Origin of the sequence: Herbaspirillum sp. BH-1 (assembly GCF_002870055.1) — a bacterium.
Classification (GTDB): Bacteria; Pseudomonadota; Gammaproteobacteria; order Burkholderiales; family Burkholderiaceae_D; genus Herbaspirillum; species Herbaspirillum frisingense.
Window position 1 is genome coordinate 133259 of record NZ_PKOI01000005.1, and the last position, 16928, is coordinate 150186.

Consider the following 16928-nt stretch of genomic DNA (forward strand, 5'->3'; position numbering starts at 1 on the left):
TGGTGATCTTCCTTTCCGGCGAGCGCGTGACGCCATGACCCTGGCCAGTCTCACCGTGCAGATGGTCAATGGCCTGGCCGATGCCTCCGCGCTGTTCCTGGTGGCCGTCGGCCTGTCGCTGATCTTCGGCGTCACCCGCATCGTCAACTTCGCCCATGGTTCGTTCTACATGCTGGGCCTGTACCTGGCCTATAGCCTGGTGGAACGGCTGGGCGCGAGCGCACTCGGCTTCTGGGGCGCCGTCCTGTTGTCGGCCCTGATCGTGGCAGCACTCGGCGCGCTGGTGGAGGTCGTGGTGCTGCGGCGGATCTATCGCGCGCCCGAGCTGTTCCAGCTGCTGGCCACCTTTGCGCTGGTGCTGGTGATCAAGGACGCCGCCCTCTGGTACTGGGGCCCGGAAGACCTGTTCGGCCCGCGTGCCCCGGGCCTGGGCGGGGCCGTGCCACTGCTGGGACGGCGCCTGCCGCAATACGACCTGCTGCTGATCTTCATCGGCCCGCTGGTGCTGGCGCTGCTGTGGCTGCTGCTCAACCGCACCCGCTGGGGCACATTGATCCGCGCCGCCACCCAGGACCGTGAAATGCTGGGCGCACTGGGCGTGAACCAGGCCTGGCTGTTTACCGCCGTATTCGCCCTGGGCTGCTTCCTGGCCGGCCTTGGTGGCGCGCTGCAAGGGCCGCGCATGCCGGCCAACCTGGCCCTGGACCTGGACACCATCGGCAACGCCTTCGTGGTGGTGGTGGTCGGTGGCATGGGCTCCATCGGCGGCGCTTTCGCGGCCGCCGTGCTGATCGCCGAAGTCAAGGCACTCTGTATCGCCGTGGGCAACGTCTCCGTCTTCGGCATCGACCTCTCCCTCTCGCCGCTGACGCTGGTGGTCGAATTTCTGGTGATGGCCGTGATCCTCGTGCTGCGCCCCTGGGGTCTGTTCGGCAAGCCGCTGGCAGCGGTGCGCGTGGCGGCGGCCCATGCCACGCCGCTGGAAGCAGGCGGGCGCGTTGCGCGCCTGGCCGGGCTGGCATCGCTGCTGTTGCTGCTGGCCCTGCCGCTGTTGGCGGGGCGCTTCCCCTATCTGCCGGTACTGATGGTGGAAATCCTGATCGCCGTGCTGTTCGCCGCCAGTCTGCATTTCCTGATGGGACCGGGCGGTATGGTGTCCTTCGGTCATGCCGCCTATTTCGGCCTGGGTGCCTATGCCGCCGCGCTGGTCTCGCTGCGCCTGCAGTGGCCGCTGCCGCTGGCGATGCTCAGCGGCGCGCTGACGGCGATGCTGGCCGCCCTGTTGTTCGGCTGGTTCTGTGTGCGCCTGTCTGGCGTGTACCTGGCCATGCTCACGCTGGCCTTTGCGCAGATCGTTTGGGCCGGCATCTTCCAGTGGGATGACCTGACCGGCGGCAGCAATGGCCTGGTCGGTCTGCGCCCGGGCGAGGCGCTGGCTTCCCCCGTGGCGTATTACTACCTGGCGCTGGCCTGCGCCGCGCTGGGCGTGTACCTGTTGCGACGCGTGGTGCAGGCGCCGTTCGGCCTGGCCCTGCGCGCCGCCCGCGACGCCCCGGTGCGGGCCGAGGCGCTGGGCATGGATGTGCGCGCCCTGCAGTGGGGCGGCTTTGCCGTGGCGGGTCTGTTCTGCGGCCTGGCCGGTGTCCTGTTCGCGTTTTCCAAGGGCAGCATTTCTCCCGAGGTGGCCAGCGTGGGACGCTCGGTCGATGGGCTGGTGATGGTGCTGCTGGGCGGCGTGCAGAGCCTGCTCGGACCCTTGCTCGGCGCTTCGCTGTTCGTCTGGCTGCAGGACCTGGTGGCACGCGAGACCGATTACTGGCGCGCCTTGCTGGGCGGGGTGATCCTGTTGCTGGTCCTGCTCTTCCCGGGCGGGATCGTGGGTGCCTTGCGCGGCTGGCGCGGACGGGGGGAGGGCGCATGAGCCTGCTGCACGTGCAACACCTGTCCAAGACCTTCGGCGGCGTGGCCGCGCTGGATGATGTGTCTTTCGAACTCCCGGCCGGCCAGATGCTGGCCCTGATCGGCCCCAATGGCGCGGGCAAGTCCACCTGCTTCAACCTGATCAACGGCCAGTTGCGCCCGGACGCCGGCGCCGTGCTGCTGGCGGGCAAGGACATCGCCGGCATGCCGGCGCGCCACATCTGGCAGCGCGGCGTGGCCCGCACCTTCCAGGTATCGGCCGCCTTCGGCTCCATGACCGTGCTGGAAAACGTCCAGGCCGCCTTGCTCTCGCACCGGCGTCAGTTGTGGCGCTGGTGGCGTCCTGCGGCTTCCTGCCTGCGTGACGAAGCCATGGCGCTGCTGGAGCAGGTCGGCATGGCAGCGCAGGCGCGCCGTGCCTGCGGGGTACTGGCCTATGGCGACATCAAGCGGGTGGAGCTGGCCATGGCCCTGTCCAACGCACCACGGCTGCTGTTGATGGACGAACCCACCGCCGGCATGGCGCCCCGCGAGCGCCAGCAATTGATGGCCCTGACGCGGCGCCTGGTCAGCGAGCGCGGGCTCTCGGTCCTGTTCACCGAACACAGCATGGACGTGGTCTTCGCCTTTGCCGACCGCATCATCGTGCTGGCACGTGGCCAGTTGATCGCCCAGGGTGAACCCGAGTCGGTGCGGCGCGATGCCCGCGTGCGCGAGGCCTACTTCGGCAGCGGCGCCAGCTTCGGTGAGGCCAATATGGGGAGCCCGGCATGAGCGCAGCCTTGCTGCAGGTCGCGGCCCTGAACGCCTTCTACGCGCGCGCCCATATCCTCTTCGATGTCAGCCTGAAGGTGGGCCGGGGCGAAGTAGTGGCCCTGATGGGCCGCAATGGCGCCGGCAAATCCACCACCCTCAAGGCCGTGATGGGGCTGCTGGAGGGGATGCGTGGCAAGGTCAGTTTCGGTGGTCGCGATCTCACCCGCCTGGCACCGTATCAACGTGCGCGGCTGGGCCTGGGTTTCGTCCCGGAGGACCGCCGTATCTTCACCGAACTGAGCGTGCTGCAGAACCTGGAAGCAGGGCGCCAGCCACCGCGTGCCGGTGCGCCGGTCTGGACAGCGCAGGCGGTGTTCGACCTCTTTCCCAACCTGGGCGCCATGCCTGAACGCCCGGGTGGCCGCATGAGCGGTGGCGAGCAGCAGATGCTGACCATCGCCCGCACCTTGATGGGCAATCCCCACCTGCTGCTGCTGGACGAACCTTCCGAAGGGGTGGCGCCGCTCATCGTGGAGCAGATGGCGACCATGATCATCCGGCTCAAGGAACGCGGCATGTCGGTGTTGCTGTGCGAACAGAATACCCACTTCGCCAGCCTGGTCAGCGACCGTGCCTACCTGCTCGATCAGGGCCGTATCCTCCATCACGGCACACCGCAACAGGTGCAAGCTCATCAGCAGCAGTCCGGCCTCTAGCAAGGGCTTCAAAAGGATGTAACAAAGCACCGTCGCGCTTGTTGCAATTGCGGGGGAACCGTTGAGCCTGCCTGTGTCCAAACTCCTGAAAACAGCTTGTTTCAGCTCGCCTTTGCTTGCCACGCTGCAACCGAGCCCACCCATACGGAGAAGAACACAATGCCCACACTAGCCAAGCGCCCTCCGGTGCATTGGCCTGCCGACGACTACAACGATGCAGGATTACGTAACGACCACGCCAAGGTCGCGGTAGGCGATGACGCCAACGATATCTTTTTTGCCGCCGTCGAAATGACGCGCATGCCGATGATCGTGTCCGACCCGAACCAGCCGGATAACCCCATCATCTTCGTCAACAATGCCTTCATCAACATGACCGGCTACAGCCGGGCCGATGTGATCGGCAAGAACTGCCGTTTCCTGCAAGGCCCGGAAACCGATCGCGCGGTGGTGGCGCAGGTGCGCGAAGCCGTGCTCGAACGGCGTGAGATCGCCACCGAGTTGCTGAACTATCGCAAGAACGGTTCCACCTTCTGGAATGCGCTCTTCATTTCGCCCGTCTATGATCAGCATGGCGAACTGAAATACTTCTTCAGCTCGCAACTGGACATCAGCCGCCGCCGTGACGCCGAACAGGCCCTGGGCCAGGCGCGCAAGATGGAAGCACTGGGCCAGTTGACCGGCGGTATCGCGCACGACTTCAACAACCTGCTGCAGGTCATCAGTGGCTACCTGGACATCATCAACCTGGCCCTGCGTAGTCCGGTGCCGGATCTGGGCCGCGTGGCGCGCAGTACCGACAGTATCCGCAAGGCTTCCGGCAAGGCCGCCATGCTGACGCAGCAGTTGCTGGCCTTCGCCCGCAAGCAACGACTGGAGGGGCGCACCATCAACCTCAACTCGCTGACCGAGGGTTTTACCGATCTGGTGCAGCGTACCCTGGGGGGTGATATCCATGTACGCACCGCACTGGCGCCTGGCCTCTGGAATTGCCGTCTCGACCCGACCCAGATGGAGGTGGCGCTGCTGAACATTCTCATCAATGCGCGGGACGCCATGTCCGGCAAGGGAACATTGCGCATCCAGACCAGCAATGAAGACCTGAGCGGCGATGAACGTGCCTTGCAACTGGGCTTGAAGCCGGGCCTCTATGTCTGCCTGGCCGTGGTCGACGATGGCCCCGGCATTCCGCCCGACATCCTGCCGCGCGTGATGGACCCCTTCTTCACCACCAAGGACGAAGGCAAGGGGACCGGGCTGGGCCTGTCCATGGTGTATGGCTTCGTCAAGCAATCGGGTGGTTCGGTACGGATTTCCTCGGGGCCGCAGGGTGGCACGACGGTAGCGATCTACTTCCCGGCCACGCAGGACCAGGTCGGGGGCAGCTTCGAGTACGACAACCGCACCCAGAGCCAGGGTGGTCACGAGCACATCCTGGTGGTTGACGATAGAATCGAGGTCGCCGAACTGGCCCAGGACATGCTGGAAAGCCTGGGCTATCGGGTGCGCATGGTCAATTCCGCCAACGAAGCGCTGCAGTTGATCCGTGCCGGCGAGCCGGTCGATCTGCTCTTCACCGACCTGATCATGCCGGGGCACATGAATGGCGTGGTACTGGCGCGGGAGGCGCGGCGCATGTTACCTTCGCTCAAAATTTTATTGACTACCGGTTACGCCAGCGAATCGATAGAACGGCATGGAGCCGACGGAGAATTCCCCGTCCTCGACAAACCGTATCGTCATGATGAGCTGGCCCGCAAGATCCGCATTGTCCTCGACGGCGCCACTGGCGTGAGCTGAAAACAATAACAACAAGCCGTCCGCCTCTGCCCGCTCTGCCCGAACAAAGGGAGCCGTCCATGCAATTGGATCACCTGTTGGCCAGGGCGCAGTCCCTGGCCTACCGCATTTCCGCCGATTTCAACGGCCAACCGCTGCCGCCGGACCGCCGCGCCTGCGCTGCCATCGGCTGCCTGACGGTGGCACAACAACATCACTGCGGCATCATCCTGCTGCTGCGCGATGACATGCCGGTGCACGCCTCGGCCTTCGCACTCATCGGTCACCAGATCGAGACCGCCTTCAATGCCCTGTGGCTGTGGTATTGCGCCAGCGAAGAGGAACTCGGGCGCTTCCTCGCCGACGGCAGCGGCAAGACCATGCGCCAGCTGGTGGCGCAGGTCGATGGCGTGCTGGCCGGCAGCGACGGGCCGGAGGCAGCGCTCCTGCGCGATCACTGGGCGCGCCTGAGTGACTTCGTGTTTTCCGGCGAGCGTCGCATCCGCCACTGGCTCAACGCCAATGAGGTTGATGCCATGTATGCCGAAGAGGCCGTCATCGAACTGCTGGAACTGTCCAATTCCATCGCTGAACTGGGCCTGGCCAGTTTCCGCACCATCCACGACAAGCATTTCACCGCACCGCGCAGTGGCGAGGCAGCACCGGTCAGGCTGGATCTGGCCAAGTAAGCCGTGCCGCCGCCTGCGCTGCGTTCATCCCGGGTGACCAGGGCAGGCAGCCCAGCAGCGGTGCCGGCAGGCGCTGCGCCAGGCTCTCGATCATGGCCTCGGCCTGATCTTCCCGCCCATCGATCAGGTTGGCGACCCAGCCGACCAGCGGCAGCCCCCGCGCCCGCACCGCCTGGCACGTGAGCAGTGCATGATTGATGCAGCCCAGGCGAATTCCTACCACCAGCACCACCGGTAGCCCCAGCCTGGCCACCAGATCATCGCTGTTGTGGCGTTCATCCAGCGGCACCACGAAGCCGCCGGCCCCTTCCACGATCAGCACATCGCAGGCCTGCATCAGCTGCGTATGACATTGCGCCAGATGGTCGAGATCGATGCGCCGTCCTTCTTCGGCTGCGGCGATATGAGGTGCGGTCGCCCGGCGAAACAGGTACGGGTTCACCAGCACCGCCGGCAGTGCCACGTTGGCGGCGGCCTGCAAGGCCAGCACATCCTCGTTGCACCACTGCCCAGCCTGCAGGAAGGCACCTGAGGCCACCGGCTTCATGCCGCCAGAACGCGCGCCCCGCGCCGCATGCAGATGGATCAGGGCCGATGCCACCAAGGTCTTGCCCACGCCGGTATCGGTGCCGGTGACGAAATAGCTGCGTCCCATCATGCTCCCCGCATCTCGGCAAAGGTGGCATCGAAGGCGGCATGCAGGCGTTCGCCCAGCCACTGCGCCTGGTCGGCATCGAGGATGTAGGGCGGCATCACATAGACGCTGGCGCCGATCGGCCGCACCAGCAGTTCGCGCTGTGCCGCCTGTGCCGCCAGCCGGCGCGAAAATCGATGGCTGGCCGCCTGAGCCGCATCAAGGCCATCGACACCGTCAAGCACGGCATCACAGGCCCAGATCAGGCCGCGCTGGCGCACGTGGCGCACCCGGCGATCCTGTGCCAGCGGGGCCAGACCTGCCGCCAGCACCGGGGCGAAGTCGCGGTTGCGCTGCAGGACCTGTTCATCCTCGAAGATCGCCAGGGTCTCCAGCGCGGCACGGCAGGCCAGGGGATTGCCGGTATAGGAGTGCGAATGCAGGAAGCCGCGACGCACATCGTCATCGTAAAAGGCCTGGTAGATCACCTCGCTGGACATCACCAGCGACAGCGGCAGGTAGCCGCCGCTGATGCCCTTGGACAGGCACAGCAGGTCCGGCCAGATACCGGCCTGCTCGCAGGCGAAGAAGCTGCCGGTACGGCCGCAGCCGACCGCGATTTCATCGGCGATCAGGTGCGCGCCATAGGTGTCGCACAGGCCGCTCAGACCGCGCACATAGGCCGGCTCATGCATGGCCATGCCGGCTGCGCATTGCACCAGCGGTTCCACGATGACGGCAGCGATGCGTCCCTCGCCCTGTTGCAGCAGTCTTTCCATATCGGCCAGCGCCTGCCGGGCGACATCGGCGGCGCTTTCGCCATCGCGGGCCTGGCGCGCATCGGGTGAACGGGCCACGTGCGCCGGCCGCAGCAAGGCTTCGTAGGAGGCGCGGAACAATGGGGTATCCGTCACGCCCAGCGCCCCCACGGTCTCGCCGTGATAGCCGCCGGCGATGCAGATGAATTCGTTCTTGCCGGTCTGGCCCGCGTTGCGCCAGGCATGCACGCTCATCTTCAGCGCGATCTCCACCGCCGAGGCGCCATCGGAGGCGTAGAAGCAATGTCCCAGCGCCTGTCCGGTCAGTGCGCCCAGGCGTTCGGACAAGCGCACCACCGGCTCATGGGTGAAGCCGGCCAGCATCGCATGTTCCAGGCGCCCCAGCTGATCGACCAGGGCGGCATTGATGCGTGGGTTGGCATGGCCGAACAGGTTGACCCACCACGAACTGATCGCGTCCAGATAGCGCCGGCCCCCGGTATCGACCAGCCACGCACCCTGGGCGCGGTCGATGGCGGTGGGGGGCGTGCTTTCGTGACGGCGCATCTGCGTGCAGGGATGCCAGACGCTGCGCAGGCTGCGGGCGGCCAGGGAGTCATGCGGCTTCATGCGTGGGCTCCTTCCTCGGCCAGGGACTGCAAGGCGGCGGTCAGTTGGTCGACCTGTTCGGGCGTATGCACGGCCGACAGGCTGATGCGCAGGCGCGCGCTGCCCTTGGGCACGGTGGGTGGGCAGATCGCCGGCACCCAGATGCCGCGATCGCGCAGCGCGGCGGCCAGTGCACGGGCCGCCGCGTTGTCACCGACGATCAGGGGCTGGATCGCAGTGGAAGAGGGCAGCAGCGCCCACGGCAAGCCGGCCAGCCCCTGCCGCAATTGCGCGGCCAGTTCGCGCAGACGTTCGCGCCGCCAGTCGTCCCGGGCCATCAGGGCCAGGCTGGCCGAGGTGGCCACCGCCAGGGCCGGCGGATGGGCGGTAGTGAACATGTAGGTGCGTGCGCGCTGCGTGATCCATGCAATCAGCGACGCCTCGCCCGCGACAAAGGCGCCCGCCACGCCGGCCGCCTTGCCCAGCGTTCCCATGCAAAGCACATGGGGCGAGCGCACTTCGGCCTGCGCCAGGCTGCCGCCGCCGTGCGGGCCGAGTACACCCAGGCCGTGGGCGTCATCTACCAGCAGCCAGGCATCGTGCTGCGCGCACACGGCGGCCAGTTCGGCCAGCGGCGCCAGGTCGCCGTCCATGCTGAAGACCGCATCGGTCACCACCAGCCTGCGTCCGACGGGGCAGCGCGCCAGCACCTGCGCCAGCCGCGCCACATCGTTGTGGGGAAACACCTTCAGGCTGGCCCCGGACAAACGGGCGCCATCGATCAGCGACGCATGCGCCAGCCTGTCCACCACCACCGTATCGCCGGTCCCCACCAGTGCGCCGATCACACCCAGGTTGGCCATGTAGCCACTCGAAAAGGACAGCGCCGCCGGCAGTCCGACGAAGCGTGCCAGTTCTTCCTCCAGCTTCTCGTGGGCCGTACTGTGGCCGCTGATGAGAGCTGACGCGCCAGCCCCCATGCCGTATTGCTGCAAGCCCGCGATACCGGCGGCCACGATCTCGGGATGCCTGGCCAGACCCAGGTAGTCATTGCTGCAGAAGGACAGCATCTGCCGTCCTTCTACCATCAGCAGCGGCCCTTGCGGACCATCCACCACGCGCCGCGTGCGCAGCAGGCTCTGGCTGGCCAGGTGGGCCAGCTCATCGGAAAAATCATGCATGAGAAGTCTTTCAGAACACCAGCGGCAGGCGATCCAGCGCGCTGTAGGCGGCATGCTGCCGCCGCCGGGGTGGGGTGGCCGACAGTGCCAGGGTGGGCAGGCGTTGCATCAGCGCGGTGAAGGCGATTTCCGCCTCCAGCAGGGTCAGTGCCGCACCCAGGCAGACATGCGGCCCCTGGCCGAAGGACAGGTGCATGCCTTCATCGCGCCGGATGTCGAAGTGCTGCGGCCCGGTGAAGCGGCGTCCATCATGATTGGCCTGCCCGATATGCAGGATCACCAGTTCACCCTGTCGCAGCGTCCGGCCCGCTACCTGCAGATCGGTCAGCACACGGCGCCCGGTGTATTGCACCGGACTGTCGTAGCGCAGCATCTCGCGCAAGGCCGTACGCAGCAGGGTGGGATCTGCCTTGAGCGCCGTCCATTGCGCAGGATGCTGCAGCAGTGCCAGCAAGCCATTGCCCAGCAGATTGCGGGTGGTCTCGTAGCCGGCAAAGAGCAGGGTGCAGCACTGCGCCAGCATTTCGTTGCGGTTGATCCGTTGTTCCCGCTGCGCCTGCAGCAGGCGCGCGACCAGGCTGTCGGGCGGCAGGGTGTCGGCATCTTTCACGACTTCGGTAAAGAGGTCGCACAGGGCTGCCATCGCCGCCTGGGCCGCCAGGGTCTGGCCCGCATCCGGCGTGGGGCTGCCGATGAAGGCGGCCAGATCAGCAGCCCAGTCGATGAAGGCCGCTGGCACACGGTCCGGCAATCCCATCAGGCCGGCGATGGCCAGCGCCGGCAGTGGCCGGGCGAAACGGCTGACGAAATCGAAACCCTGCGGCGCCAGCGGATCGGCCACGATGGCATCGATCAACTGACCGGCAATGCGCGTGATGGCAGGCCGTTGTGCTTCCAGGTCGGTCGGCTTGAAACCCGGGTTGAGCACGCCACGCAGGCGTCGATGGGCGCGGCCGTCGAGCAACAGCACCGAGCGCGAAAAGAGTCGCTTGAAACGGCGTAGTGCTTGCAGTTCGGCCGGCGCCGGGTCCAATCTACCCGGCGCACCCAGCCCACCCAGGCCACTGTTGATCCAGCGCGCCCCGCGTCGCACCGACAGGCGCGGATCGCGCAAGCCCGCCGCCACCGCCTCGTAATCGCTGATGAGCCAGGCACCACCGCAATGCGCGGCGCTCCATTGCACGCTCATCAGGCCGTCGCCGGGGCGGCCTGCAGACCCAGCCGGGACAACAGGTCCAGGTCGGACGACACCGGCGCATTGGCCGTGGTCAGCAACCTGGCCCCGAGGAAGATGGAATTGGCGCCGGCCGCAAAGCACAGCGCCTGGGTGGCCTCGCTCATGCTCTCGCGTCCGGCCGACAGGCGGATCACCGCGTGCGGCAGAGCGATGCGCGCCACCGCCACGGTCCGTACGAATTCGAATTCATCCAGCGGCGGCACGTCCTCCAGGGGCGTGCCGGCAATCGGCACCAGATGGTTGATCGGCACCGATTGCGGTGGCACCGGCAGGCGCGCCAGCTGTGCGATCAGGCCGGCGCGCTGGGCGCGCGTTTCGCCCATGCCGATGATGCCGCCGCAGCAGACTTGCAGGCCCGCCTGCTGCACCCGCTGCAGGGTATCGAGCCGGTCCTGGTAGCTGCGGGTGGAGATGACCTGCCCGTAGAAATCGGGAGCGGTATCCAGATTGTGGTTGTAGTAGTCCAGACCGGCCTCCTTCAGGGCCTCGGCCTGCGCCTGCTCCAGCATGCCCAGGGTCATGCAGGTTTCCAGGCCGAGGGCGCGCACCTCGCTGACCATGCTGGTCAGCGCCGCCATGTCGCGCTCCTTGGGATTGCGCCAGGCCGCGCCCATGCAGAAGCGCGTGGCACCCTGCTCGCGAGCGGCGCGGGCGGCCTGCACCACCTCGTCCACCGCCATCAGCTTGCCGGCCGGCACACCCGCGTCCTTGTGATGCGCCGACTGCGAGCAATAACCGCAATCCTCGGCGCAGCCACCGGTCTTGATCGACAGCAGGCTGGACAGCTGCACCTGGTTGGCCGGGTGGTGCTGGCGATGCACGCTCTGCGCCTGGAACAGCAGATCCAGGAAGGGCAGTTCGAACAAACGTTCAACCGCCGGGTTGGACGCCGGGACGCTGGTCTGCGGCGGCAGGAAGTGCAGGGGAGCGCTGGCCGGGACGGCGGCGGAGGAAGGGCATTGGCTCATCGATAAAATCCGGTTCGTGAGTAAAAAGGCTTAGAATTTCGTTCCGGCGGATTCTATCTTCGTCCAATTTCCTTTAACAATTTCTTTTTTAATAGATTATCTATACTTTGGCCGTATGAAAAATGATCCAGGCAGTACCGTCGCCCGCATCGCCGAGGTCTTGCGCACGCGCATCATTCGCGGCGAAATCGCAGGCGGGGCGGCCCTCCGGCAGGATCACGTGGCGCAGGAATTCCAGTCCAGCCACGTGCCCGTGCGCGAGGCCTTTCGTCAGCTGGAAGCAGAAGGATTGCTGCTCACCTTGCCCCGTCGCGGGGTACGGGTGAGCATGGTGGATCGCGCAGCGGTGAAGGAAAATGCAGAGATGCGCGGTGCCCTGGAGATCCTGGCGCTACGCCATGGCGTACGCAAATTCACCAGTGAACACATCGCCCGGCTGGAGCAGGCGCAGGACGATTGTGCGCGGGCGGCCTCGCTGGTGGAGTGGGATGCCGCCAACAACCTGTTCCACGACATCCTCTCCAGCGAATGCGGCATGCCGCGCCTGCTGGCGGTGTTGAAGCAGCTGCAGCTGACCAATTCGCGCTACCTGTTCTCGACCGGCTTCAAGCGTGGCTGGCAGCCGCGTTCGGATCACGATCACATGCTCATCATCGACGCCCTCAAAGGCAAGAAGACCGATCGCGCCGTGCAATTGCTGAGCATGCATATCGGCACGATGGAACGGGTCGGCTTCGTGGCGGCCTAGTCGAGTCGGGTCAGCCGGGTCAGCCAGGTGCGCTAGCCCGGCAGGCCGGACAGGCTGAACTGCGACGGCGGCACGCCCACATGGCGCGTGAAGGCCACGCTGAAGGTGGAGGCCGAGCTATAGCCCACCTGCTGCGCCACCTCCGCCATGCCGGCGTCGGCCCGCAGCAGCAGGCGCTTGGCCAGCGCCATGCGCCAGGCCAGCAGGTATTCCATCGGCGCCAGTCCCACCTCGCGCCGAAAGCGTTCGAAGAAGGACGAGCGCGACAAGGCCGCCTCCCGTGCCAGCATGACCACGTTCCAGTTCTCCGCCGGCCGCGCATGCAGGGCACGGATCGCCTGCGCCAGGCGGGCATCGGCCAGCCCGCGCAGCAGGCCCGGCGTGGGCGCCGCACCGGCCTCGGTGGTCGAACGCAAGGCCTCGATCAGCAGCACTTCCAGCAGGCGTGCCAGCACCATCTCCCGCGCCGGCCGGGCGGCGCGGAATTCCTCGCCCACCAGCTGGACCAGCGTGCTCAGGCGCGCATGGGCGCGCACCACCACCAGATCGGGTAGCAGCGACAGCAGCAGCGGCGTATCGGGCGAGTCGAAGACGCAATGACCCACCACCAGTTGCACTTCCGGCGCCAGGTCCAGGCGGCCGAGGTGATAGCGGCCATCGGGCAGGCGGGGCGGTGGATTGTCTTCGTTCAGCACGGCGGTGTCGCTGTCCTGCATGCTGGACAGCGTAAAACCCTCCAGCGCCGGCGCCAGCACGAAATCGCCCGCTTCCAGGACGATATCCTTGCCATCGTCGCGCAAGATGCGGCAACTTCCCTCGATAACGGTGCAATAGAAGGCCAGATCGGAACGCGAACGCCGCACCCGCCAGCCGCCTGCCGCTTGTACGTACTTGGTATAGCGCGCGGCCGGTTGCAGCAGGGTGACGACCTCGGCCAAGGGATCGATGGAATCGGACATGTCTGGACGATGGCAAATGAATGATGGACTTTGGATTGTAGCAAGTCCGGTGTGCTGCGCCTATTCTTCGTCCTGTCGTTCCCATCCATGCAAAGGAGTCCATCATGAAAACCATCCTCATCACCGGCTGTTCCTCCGGCTTCGGCCTGGAAATCGCACGTTACTTCCTCGACCGCGACTGGAACGTGGTCGCTACCATGCGCAGTCCGCGCCAGGACCTGCTGCCGGCCTCGTCCAGATTGCGCATCCTGCCGCTGGACGTCACCGATGAGGCCAGCATCCGCGCCGTGGTCGCGCAGGCCGGCCCGGTCGACGTGCTGGTCAACAATGCCGGCATCGGCGCCCTGGCCGCCGTGGAAGCCCAGGCACCGGCGCAGGTGCGGGAGATCTTCGAGACCAATACCCTGGGCAGCATCGCCATGTGCCAGGCCTTCATCCCCCAGATGCGCGAGCGCGCCCAGGGGGTGGTGATCAACGTCACGTCCTCGGTGACCTTGCGATCCTTGCCCTTGCTGGCGGTCTATACGGCCAGCAAGGCCGCCGTCAATGCCTTTACCGAATCGATGGCGCTCGAACTGGCCAGTGTGGGCGTACAGGCGCGCCTGGTCCTGCCCGGCCGCGCCCCGTCCACCCGGTTTGCGGAAAATGCCCGGCCGCGCATGGAGGGCACCATCCCCGACGCCTATGGCGCGCTGGCGGCCCAGGTGTTTGCCAACTTCCAGGCCAACACCCAGGTCACCCATGCCAGCGACGTGGCCGAGGCGGTGTGGCAGGCGGCCACCGATCCGGGCGCCCCGATGCGTATTCCGGCCGGGGAAGATGCCCGGGAATGGGCGGCGACAGCGGTGTGAATAATGTCCGGGTCTCCTGCAATGGGATTCCAGACATCGGCGGACGCATGGAGCGAGTCGAGGAAACCAATCGGCGCAGGGTGGCCGAAAAATAGCTCTGACGAGCGGAAGAAGTGAAAGTTGGGGTAGGGTGGTGATGTATGGATTTGTGTTCCAATTAAATCAATACTAATATCGGCATGGTCACGTTGGCCTGCCTCTTTCCTTCTTACCCTTCTTCACGTTGGTTCGCTCCATGAAAAAATCCGCACGTCCGCAGGACTGGGTCGGCAGCTTTGCAGCCAATGGTGGCCCACGTTATCTGCAGATCGTGGGCTTCATGGAACAGGCCATTTCCGACGACCGCTTAAAGCCCGGCGACCGTCTGCCCCCGCAGCGCCAATTGGCAGATCGTCTGGACGTGGACCTCACGACCGTCACCCGCGCCTATACCGAGGCGCGGCGACGCCACCTGCTCGAAGCGCGGGGCGCGGCCGGCAGCTTCGTGGCCGCTCCCAAGGTGGACCTGAGCCAGGTGCTGGACCTGTCGATGAACATTCCGCCCCCGCCTGCCGGCATCGACTTGGACGATCTGCTGCGCCAGGGTGTCTCGCAGGTCCTGATCCATAGCGACGCCGACCTGCTCATGACCTATCACCTGGGCGGCGGCAGCAGTGCCGACCGCGCTGCCGGCGCGATGTGGTTGCAGGAGCCTTTGGGCCGGATCGACGAAAGCCGGGTGCTGGTCTGCCCCGGGGCGCAATCGGCGCTGGCCGCCTTGCTGTTGTCGCAGACCCGCCCGGGTGAGGTGATACTGGCCGAACCGCTGGCCTACCCGGGACTGCTGACAGCAGCGGCCCAGCTGGGTCGCCGGGTGGTGGCGGTGGGTGTGGATGGCGAGGGCATGCGGCCGGACCTGCTGGTGACGCTCGCACGCAAGCACCAGGCGCGGGTGGTCTATCTCAACCCGACCCTGCAGAACCCCACCACCCATACCATGCCGGCCACGCGCCGGGCCGAGATCGCGGCCGTGGCGACCCGGCTGGACCTGCGCATCATCGAGGACGATCCCTACTGGCGCTTCGCCGCCCAGCCGCCCCGGCCGCTGGCCTACTATGCGCCACGGCATGTGTTCCATGTCTCGACCTTGTCCAAATGCCTGTTGCCGGGGCTGCGCACGGCCTATGTGGTGATGCCCGAGGGCCAGGAGCAGGAAGAGGTGCTGGGGGCGCTGCGTTCCTTCGTGCTGATGTCGACCCCGCTGATGACTGCGCTCTCGACGCAGTGGGTGCACGATGGCACGGCCACCTCCTTGCTCGAAGGCATCCGCAACGAAGCCTGGGCCCGCCAGGAGCTGGCCCTGCGTACGCTGGGAGATCCCGGACTGGCCGGGTCGGGCGGGATTCATCTGTGGCAGGCACTGCCGGCCCACTGGAGTGGCCAGGAGTTCGTCATCAGGGCCGGCCAGGCCGGCCTGAACGTGGTCTCGCACAGCAGTTTCGAGGTGGAGCCAGGTTCGTCGGGCCAAGGTTCGGGAAGAGGCGGTGCGGCGCATATCCGCATCTCGCTGGGACGCTCGCGCAGCCGCTTCGAACTGGTCAATGCCTTGCGCCGCCTGAGCGAGCTGACCCGCCGCCGCAGTATGCGGGAAGTGGTGGTGTAGCGAGGGGAGTGAGTCGCTAGTCCGGCGCTAGTGAGTCAAGATCGCCGGGGACATGCCCGTATGGCGACGCGCTGCTGCCAGGATCTCGAAAGCAGCCTCATCTTCGGAGTGCGCCGCCAGCGGCAAGGAGCCGCGGCTGATCTCGGTGCGATCCTTCAGGATCGCGTAGGAGCCTTTCCAGCGGCCTTCGCTGTCGTCGGCCTGATAGACCAGCAGATAACCGTCGAACTCGATTTTCTTCATCGTCATTCTCACCAGGGCAATGAGGTGTCTGAGCTGCCTGAGGTGCCTGACTCCGCCGCCAGGGCGGGGCGGTCAACTCAACAGCAGCAGTTTGCCGAAGTATGCCGCGCAGATCGGCGGCTGGATGTCGTCCGCCTGCGCAATCGGTTGTAGGACAAGAGCTATGGCATCATGCGCGCTGAATTGTCGCCTTGTTTGCTAGCTTCGCTACCTCCGCCACCTCCGCCACCTTCCTTCGCCACCATGGAAATCCGCCAGCTCCGCTATTTCGCCAGCATCGTCGAACACGGCAGTATCGGCAAAGCCGCCCTGGAGCTGGGCATGGTCACATCGGCCCTGAGCCAGCAGATCACCCGCCTGGAGACCGAGCTGGCCACCCGTCTGCTGCAGCGCACCTCCACCGGCGTGGTGCCGACCGCAGCGGGCATCGCCTTTCTGAAGCAGGCCCAGCTGGCACTGCGCCACATTGACGATGCCGCCCTGGCGGCGCGACAGGCGCGCCTGTCCGGGCATGTCAGCGTGGGGATGGCCTCCAGTACGGCGGGGGTGATGGGGCTGGCCTTCATGCAGGCCATGCACGAACGCTATCCGGAGGTGCGTCTGCGCATGGTGGAAAGCCTGTCCGGTCACCTTGGCGCCATGCTGGGCGCGCGCCAGATCGACCTGGCCATCCTGTTCCAGGAGGAACCGGCGCAACGCTGGAGCGTACTGCCCCTGCTGGATGAGCGGCTGTTCGTGATCGGCGCCCCCGCGCTGGCCGGCATGCCCGTTGCGCGTCAGGCGCGCCTGGGCAAGCTGGGGGATCTGCCCCTGATCCTGCCGACCCGCAAGCATGGGCTGCGCTCGCTGCTGGATTCGGCCTTCCGCCATGCGGGCTACACCCCCAATATCGTCCTTGAGGTGGATGGCCTGCCGATGTTGATGGACGCCGTGCGCGCCGGCATGGGGGCCACCATCCAGCCTGGTGCGGTCCTGGCCCGGGCCGAGAATGCCGACCTGGCCAGCGTGCCGGTGGCCGATGGCGATGCCTCCCGTCCCAACCTGATCGTCAGCGTCTCCGATGACGAACTGTCTCCCGCCGGGCTGGCCGCCCGCGTGCTGCTGGCCGAGGTGGCGCGTACCCAGGTGGGGCAGGGCCGCTGGCCCGGTGCTACCCTGCGCGGCACCGGTCTTCACGAAAACTGAACACTCCTTGCCGGCGCGCCGATAGCGGCGCACCGGCAGGCTGCCTATAGTCG

General features: G+C 66.4%; 16 protein-coding genes. 9 read left to right on the top strand and 7 right to left on the bottom strand.

All coding sequences use genetic code 11. The features are described 5' to 3' along the window. Positions 1-34: 34 nt before the first annotated feature. The 5 genes from HBH1_RS08920 (at position 35) to HBH1_RS08940 (ending at position 5860) form a co-directional block, all read left to right on the top strand. Positions 35-1921, top strand: a complete 1887-nt coding sequence (locus HBH1_RS08920) for an ABC transporter permease (RefSeq protein WP_102662448.1) — start codon at positions 35-37, stop codon at positions 1919-1921. Then, the gene (locus tag HBH1_RS08925; protein WP_102662449.1) at positions 1918-2694 is read left to right on the top strand and encodes an ABC transporter ATP-binding protein; all 777 of its coding nucleotides are present in this window, start codon (positions 1918-1920) and stop codon (positions 2692-2694) included. The genes HBH1_RS08920 and HBH1_RS08925 overlap by 4 nt, the downstream gene beginning before the upstream one ends. Then, complete coding sequence (locus tag HBH1_RS08930) at positions 2691-3392, top strand: ABC transporter ATP-binding protein (RefSeq protein ID WP_102662450.1); 702 nt, start codon at positions 2691-2693, stop codon at positions 3390-3392. The genes HBH1_RS08925 and HBH1_RS08930 overlap by 4 nt, the downstream gene beginning before the upstream one ends. A 159-nt stretch (positions 3393-3551) precedes the next feature. After that, the gene (locus HBH1_RS08935) at positions 3552-5192 is read left to right on the top strand and encodes a histidine kinase famiy protein (protein ID WP_102662451.1); all 1641 of its coding nucleotides are present in this window, start codon (positions 3552-3554) and stop codon (positions 5190-5192) included. Positions 5193-5251: 59 nt separating this feature from the next. Then, a complete protein-coding gene (locus HBH1_RS08940; protein WP_102662452.1) occupies positions 5252-5860 on the top strand; it encodes a DUF6988 family protein in 609 nt (202 codons plus the stop codon). Here the strand turns inward: HBH1_RS08940 and bioD are convergent. Genes bioD through bioB form a run of 5 tightly spaced genes read right to left on the bottom strand, consistent with a single transcriptional unit; the run spans position 5838 to position 11247 of the window. Then, positions 5838-6518, bottom strand: a complete 681-nt coding sequence (gene bioD, locus HBH1_RS08945; protein ID WP_102662453.1) for a dethiobiotin synthase — start codon at positions 6516-6518, stop codon at positions 5838-5840. The two genes, HBH1_RS08940 and bioD, sit on opposite strands and share 23 nt — an antisense overlap. Beyond that, a complete protein-coding gene (gene bioA / locus HBH1_RS08950; RefSeq protein ID WP_102662454.1) occupies positions 6515-7882 on the bottom strand; it encodes an adenosylmethionine--8-amino-7-oxononanoate transaminase in 1368 nt (455 codons plus the stop codon). Before bioA ends, bioD begins: the two co-directional genes overlap by 4 nt. After that, a complete protein-coding gene (bioF, locus tag HBH1_RS08955) occupies positions 7879-9042 on the bottom strand; it encodes an 8-amino-7-oxononanoate synthase (protein WP_102662455.1) in 1164 nt (387 codons plus the stop codon). Before bioF ends, bioA begins: the two co-directional genes overlap by 4 nt. Before the next feature lie 10 nt (positions 9043-9052). Further along, entirely contained in the window at positions 9053-10231 is a 1179-nt protein-coding gene (locus HBH1_RS08960; RefSeq protein WP_102662456.1) for a cytochrome P450, read from the bottom strand. Further along, a complete protein-coding gene (gene bioB / locus HBH1_RS08965) occupies positions 10231-11247 on the bottom strand; it encodes a biotin synthase BioB (RefSeq protein WP_102662457.1) in 1017 nt (338 codons plus the stop codon). Before bioB ends, HBH1_RS08960 begins: the two co-directional genes overlap by 1 nt. 115 nt (positions 11248-11362) lie before the next feature. Between bioB and HBH1_RS08970 the strand changes: the two genes are divergently transcribed. Continuing rightward, positions 11363-11995: a GntR family transcriptional regulator gene (locus HBH1_RS08970; RefSeq protein WP_102662458.1), complete on the top strand. Its 633-nt coding sequence runs from the start codon at positions 11363-11365 to the stop codon at positions 11993-11995. Between the two features lie 32 nt (positions 11996-12027). Here HBH1_RS08970 and HBH1_RS08975 read toward each other — a convergent pair whose 3' ends face one another. Next, positions 12028-12954 (bottom strand): AraC family transcriptional regulator, encoded by a 927-nt coding sequence (locus HBH1_RS08975; RefSeq protein ID WP_102662459.1) that lies wholly within the window; start codon positions 12952-12954, stop codon positions 12028-12030. Positions 12955-13058: 104 nt separating this feature from the next. Here HBH1_RS08975 and HBH1_RS08980 point away from each other — a divergent pair, with 104 nt between their 5' ends. Both HBH1_RS08980 and HBH1_RS08985 read left to right on the top strand, forming a co-directional pair. After that, the gene (locus tag HBH1_RS08980; RefSeq protein ID WP_102662460.1) at positions 13059-13805 is read left to right on the top strand and encodes an SDR family oxidoreductase; all 747 of its coding nucleotides are present in this window, start codon (positions 13059-13061) and stop codon (positions 13803-13805) included. Between the two features lie 235 nt (positions 13806-14040). Beyond that, positions 14041-15447: an aminotransferase-like domain-containing protein gene (locus HBH1_RS08985; protein ID WP_102662461.1), complete on the top strand. Its 1407-nt coding sequence runs from the start codon at positions 14041-14043 to the stop codon at positions 15445-15447. A 27-nt stretch (positions 15448-15474) separates the two neighbouring features. On the opposite strand, the gene HBH1_RS08990 is transcribed toward HBH1_RS08985, so the two are convergent. Then, positions 15475-15696 carry a hypothetical protein gene (locus HBH1_RS08990; RefSeq protein ID WP_233207570.1) on the bottom strand — a complete coding sequence of 74 codons (222 nt, stop codon included), beginning with the start codon at positions 15694-15696 and terminating at the stop codon, positions 15475-15477. A gap of 237 nt (positions 15697-15933) precedes the next feature. Between HBH1_RS08990 and HBH1_RS08995 the strand changes: the two genes are divergently transcribed. Continuing rightward, positions 15934-16875 (top strand): LysR family transcriptional regulator, encoded by a 942-nt coding sequence (locus HBH1_RS08995; protein ID WP_006462245.1) that lies wholly within the window; start codon positions 15934-15936, stop codon positions 16873-16875. The last annotated feature ends 53 nt before the right edge of the window (positions 16876-16928 follow it).

Excerpts from the sequence above, each read along its gene's own strand:
- HBH1_RS08920 (WP_102662448.1), top strand. The coding sequence starts at position 35 with ATGACCCTGGCCAGTCTCACCGTGCAGATGGTCAATGGCCTGGCCGAT.
- HBH1_RS08925 (WP_102662449.1), top strand. The coding sequence starts at position 1,918 with ATGAGCCTGCTGCACGTGCAACACCTGTCCAAGACCTTCGGCGGCGTG.
- HBH1_RS08930 (WP_102662450.1), top strand. The coding sequence starts at position 2,691 with ATGAGCGCAGCCTTGCTGCAGGTCGCGGCCCTGAACGCCTTCTACGCG.
- HBH1_RS08935 (WP_102662451.1), top strand. The coding sequence starts at position 3,552 with ATGCCCACACTAGCCAAGCGCCCTCCGGTGCATTGGCCTGCCGACGAC.
- HBH1_RS08940 (WP_102662452.1), top strand. The coding sequence starts at position 5,252 with ATGCAATTGGATCACCTGTTGGCCAGGGCGCAGTCCCTGGCCTACCGC.
- bioD (WP_102662453.1), bottom strand. The coding sequence starts at position 6,518 with ATGATGGGACGCAGCTATTTCGTCACCGGCACCGATACCGGCGTGGGC.
- bioA (WP_102662454.1), bottom strand. The coding sequence starts at position 7,882 with ATGAAGCCGCATGACTCCCTGGCCGCCCGCAGCCTGCGCAGCGTCTGG.
- bioF (WP_102662455.1), bottom strand. The coding sequence starts at position 9,042 with ATGCATGATTTTTCCGATGAGCTGGCCCACCTGGCCAGCCAGAGCCTG.
- HBH1_RS08960 (WP_102662456.1), bottom strand. The coding sequence starts at position 10,231 with ATGAGCGTGCAATGGAGCGCCGCGCATTGCGGTGGTGCCTGGCTCATC.
- bioB (WP_102662457.1), bottom strand. The coding sequence starts at position 11,247 with ATGAGCCAATGCCCTTCCTCCGCCGCCGTCCCGGCCAGCGCTCCCCTG.
- HBH1_RS08970 (WP_102662458.1), top strand. The coding sequence starts at position 11,363 with ATGAAAAATGATCCAGGCAGTACCGTCGCCCGCATCGCCGAGGTCTTG.
- HBH1_RS08975 (WP_102662459.1), bottom strand. The coding sequence starts at position 12,954 with ATGTCCGATTCCATCGATCCCTTGGCCGAGGTCGTCACCCTGCTGCAA.
- HBH1_RS08980 (WP_102662460.1), top strand. The coding sequence starts at position 13,059 with ATGAAAACCATCCTCATCACCGGCTGTTCCTCCGGCTTCGGCCTGGAA.
- HBH1_RS08985 (WP_102662461.1), top strand. The coding sequence starts at position 14,041 with ATGAAAAAATCCGCACGTCCGCAGGACTGGGTCGGCAGCTTTGCAGCC.
- HBH1_RS08990 (WP_233207570.1), bottom strand. The coding sequence starts at position 15,696 with ATGACGATGAAGAAAATCGAGTTCGACGGTTATCTGCTGGTCTATCAG.
- HBH1_RS08995 (WP_006462245.1), top strand. The coding sequence starts at position 15,934 with ATGGAAATCCGCCAGCTCCGCTATTTCGCCAGCATCGTCGAACACGGC.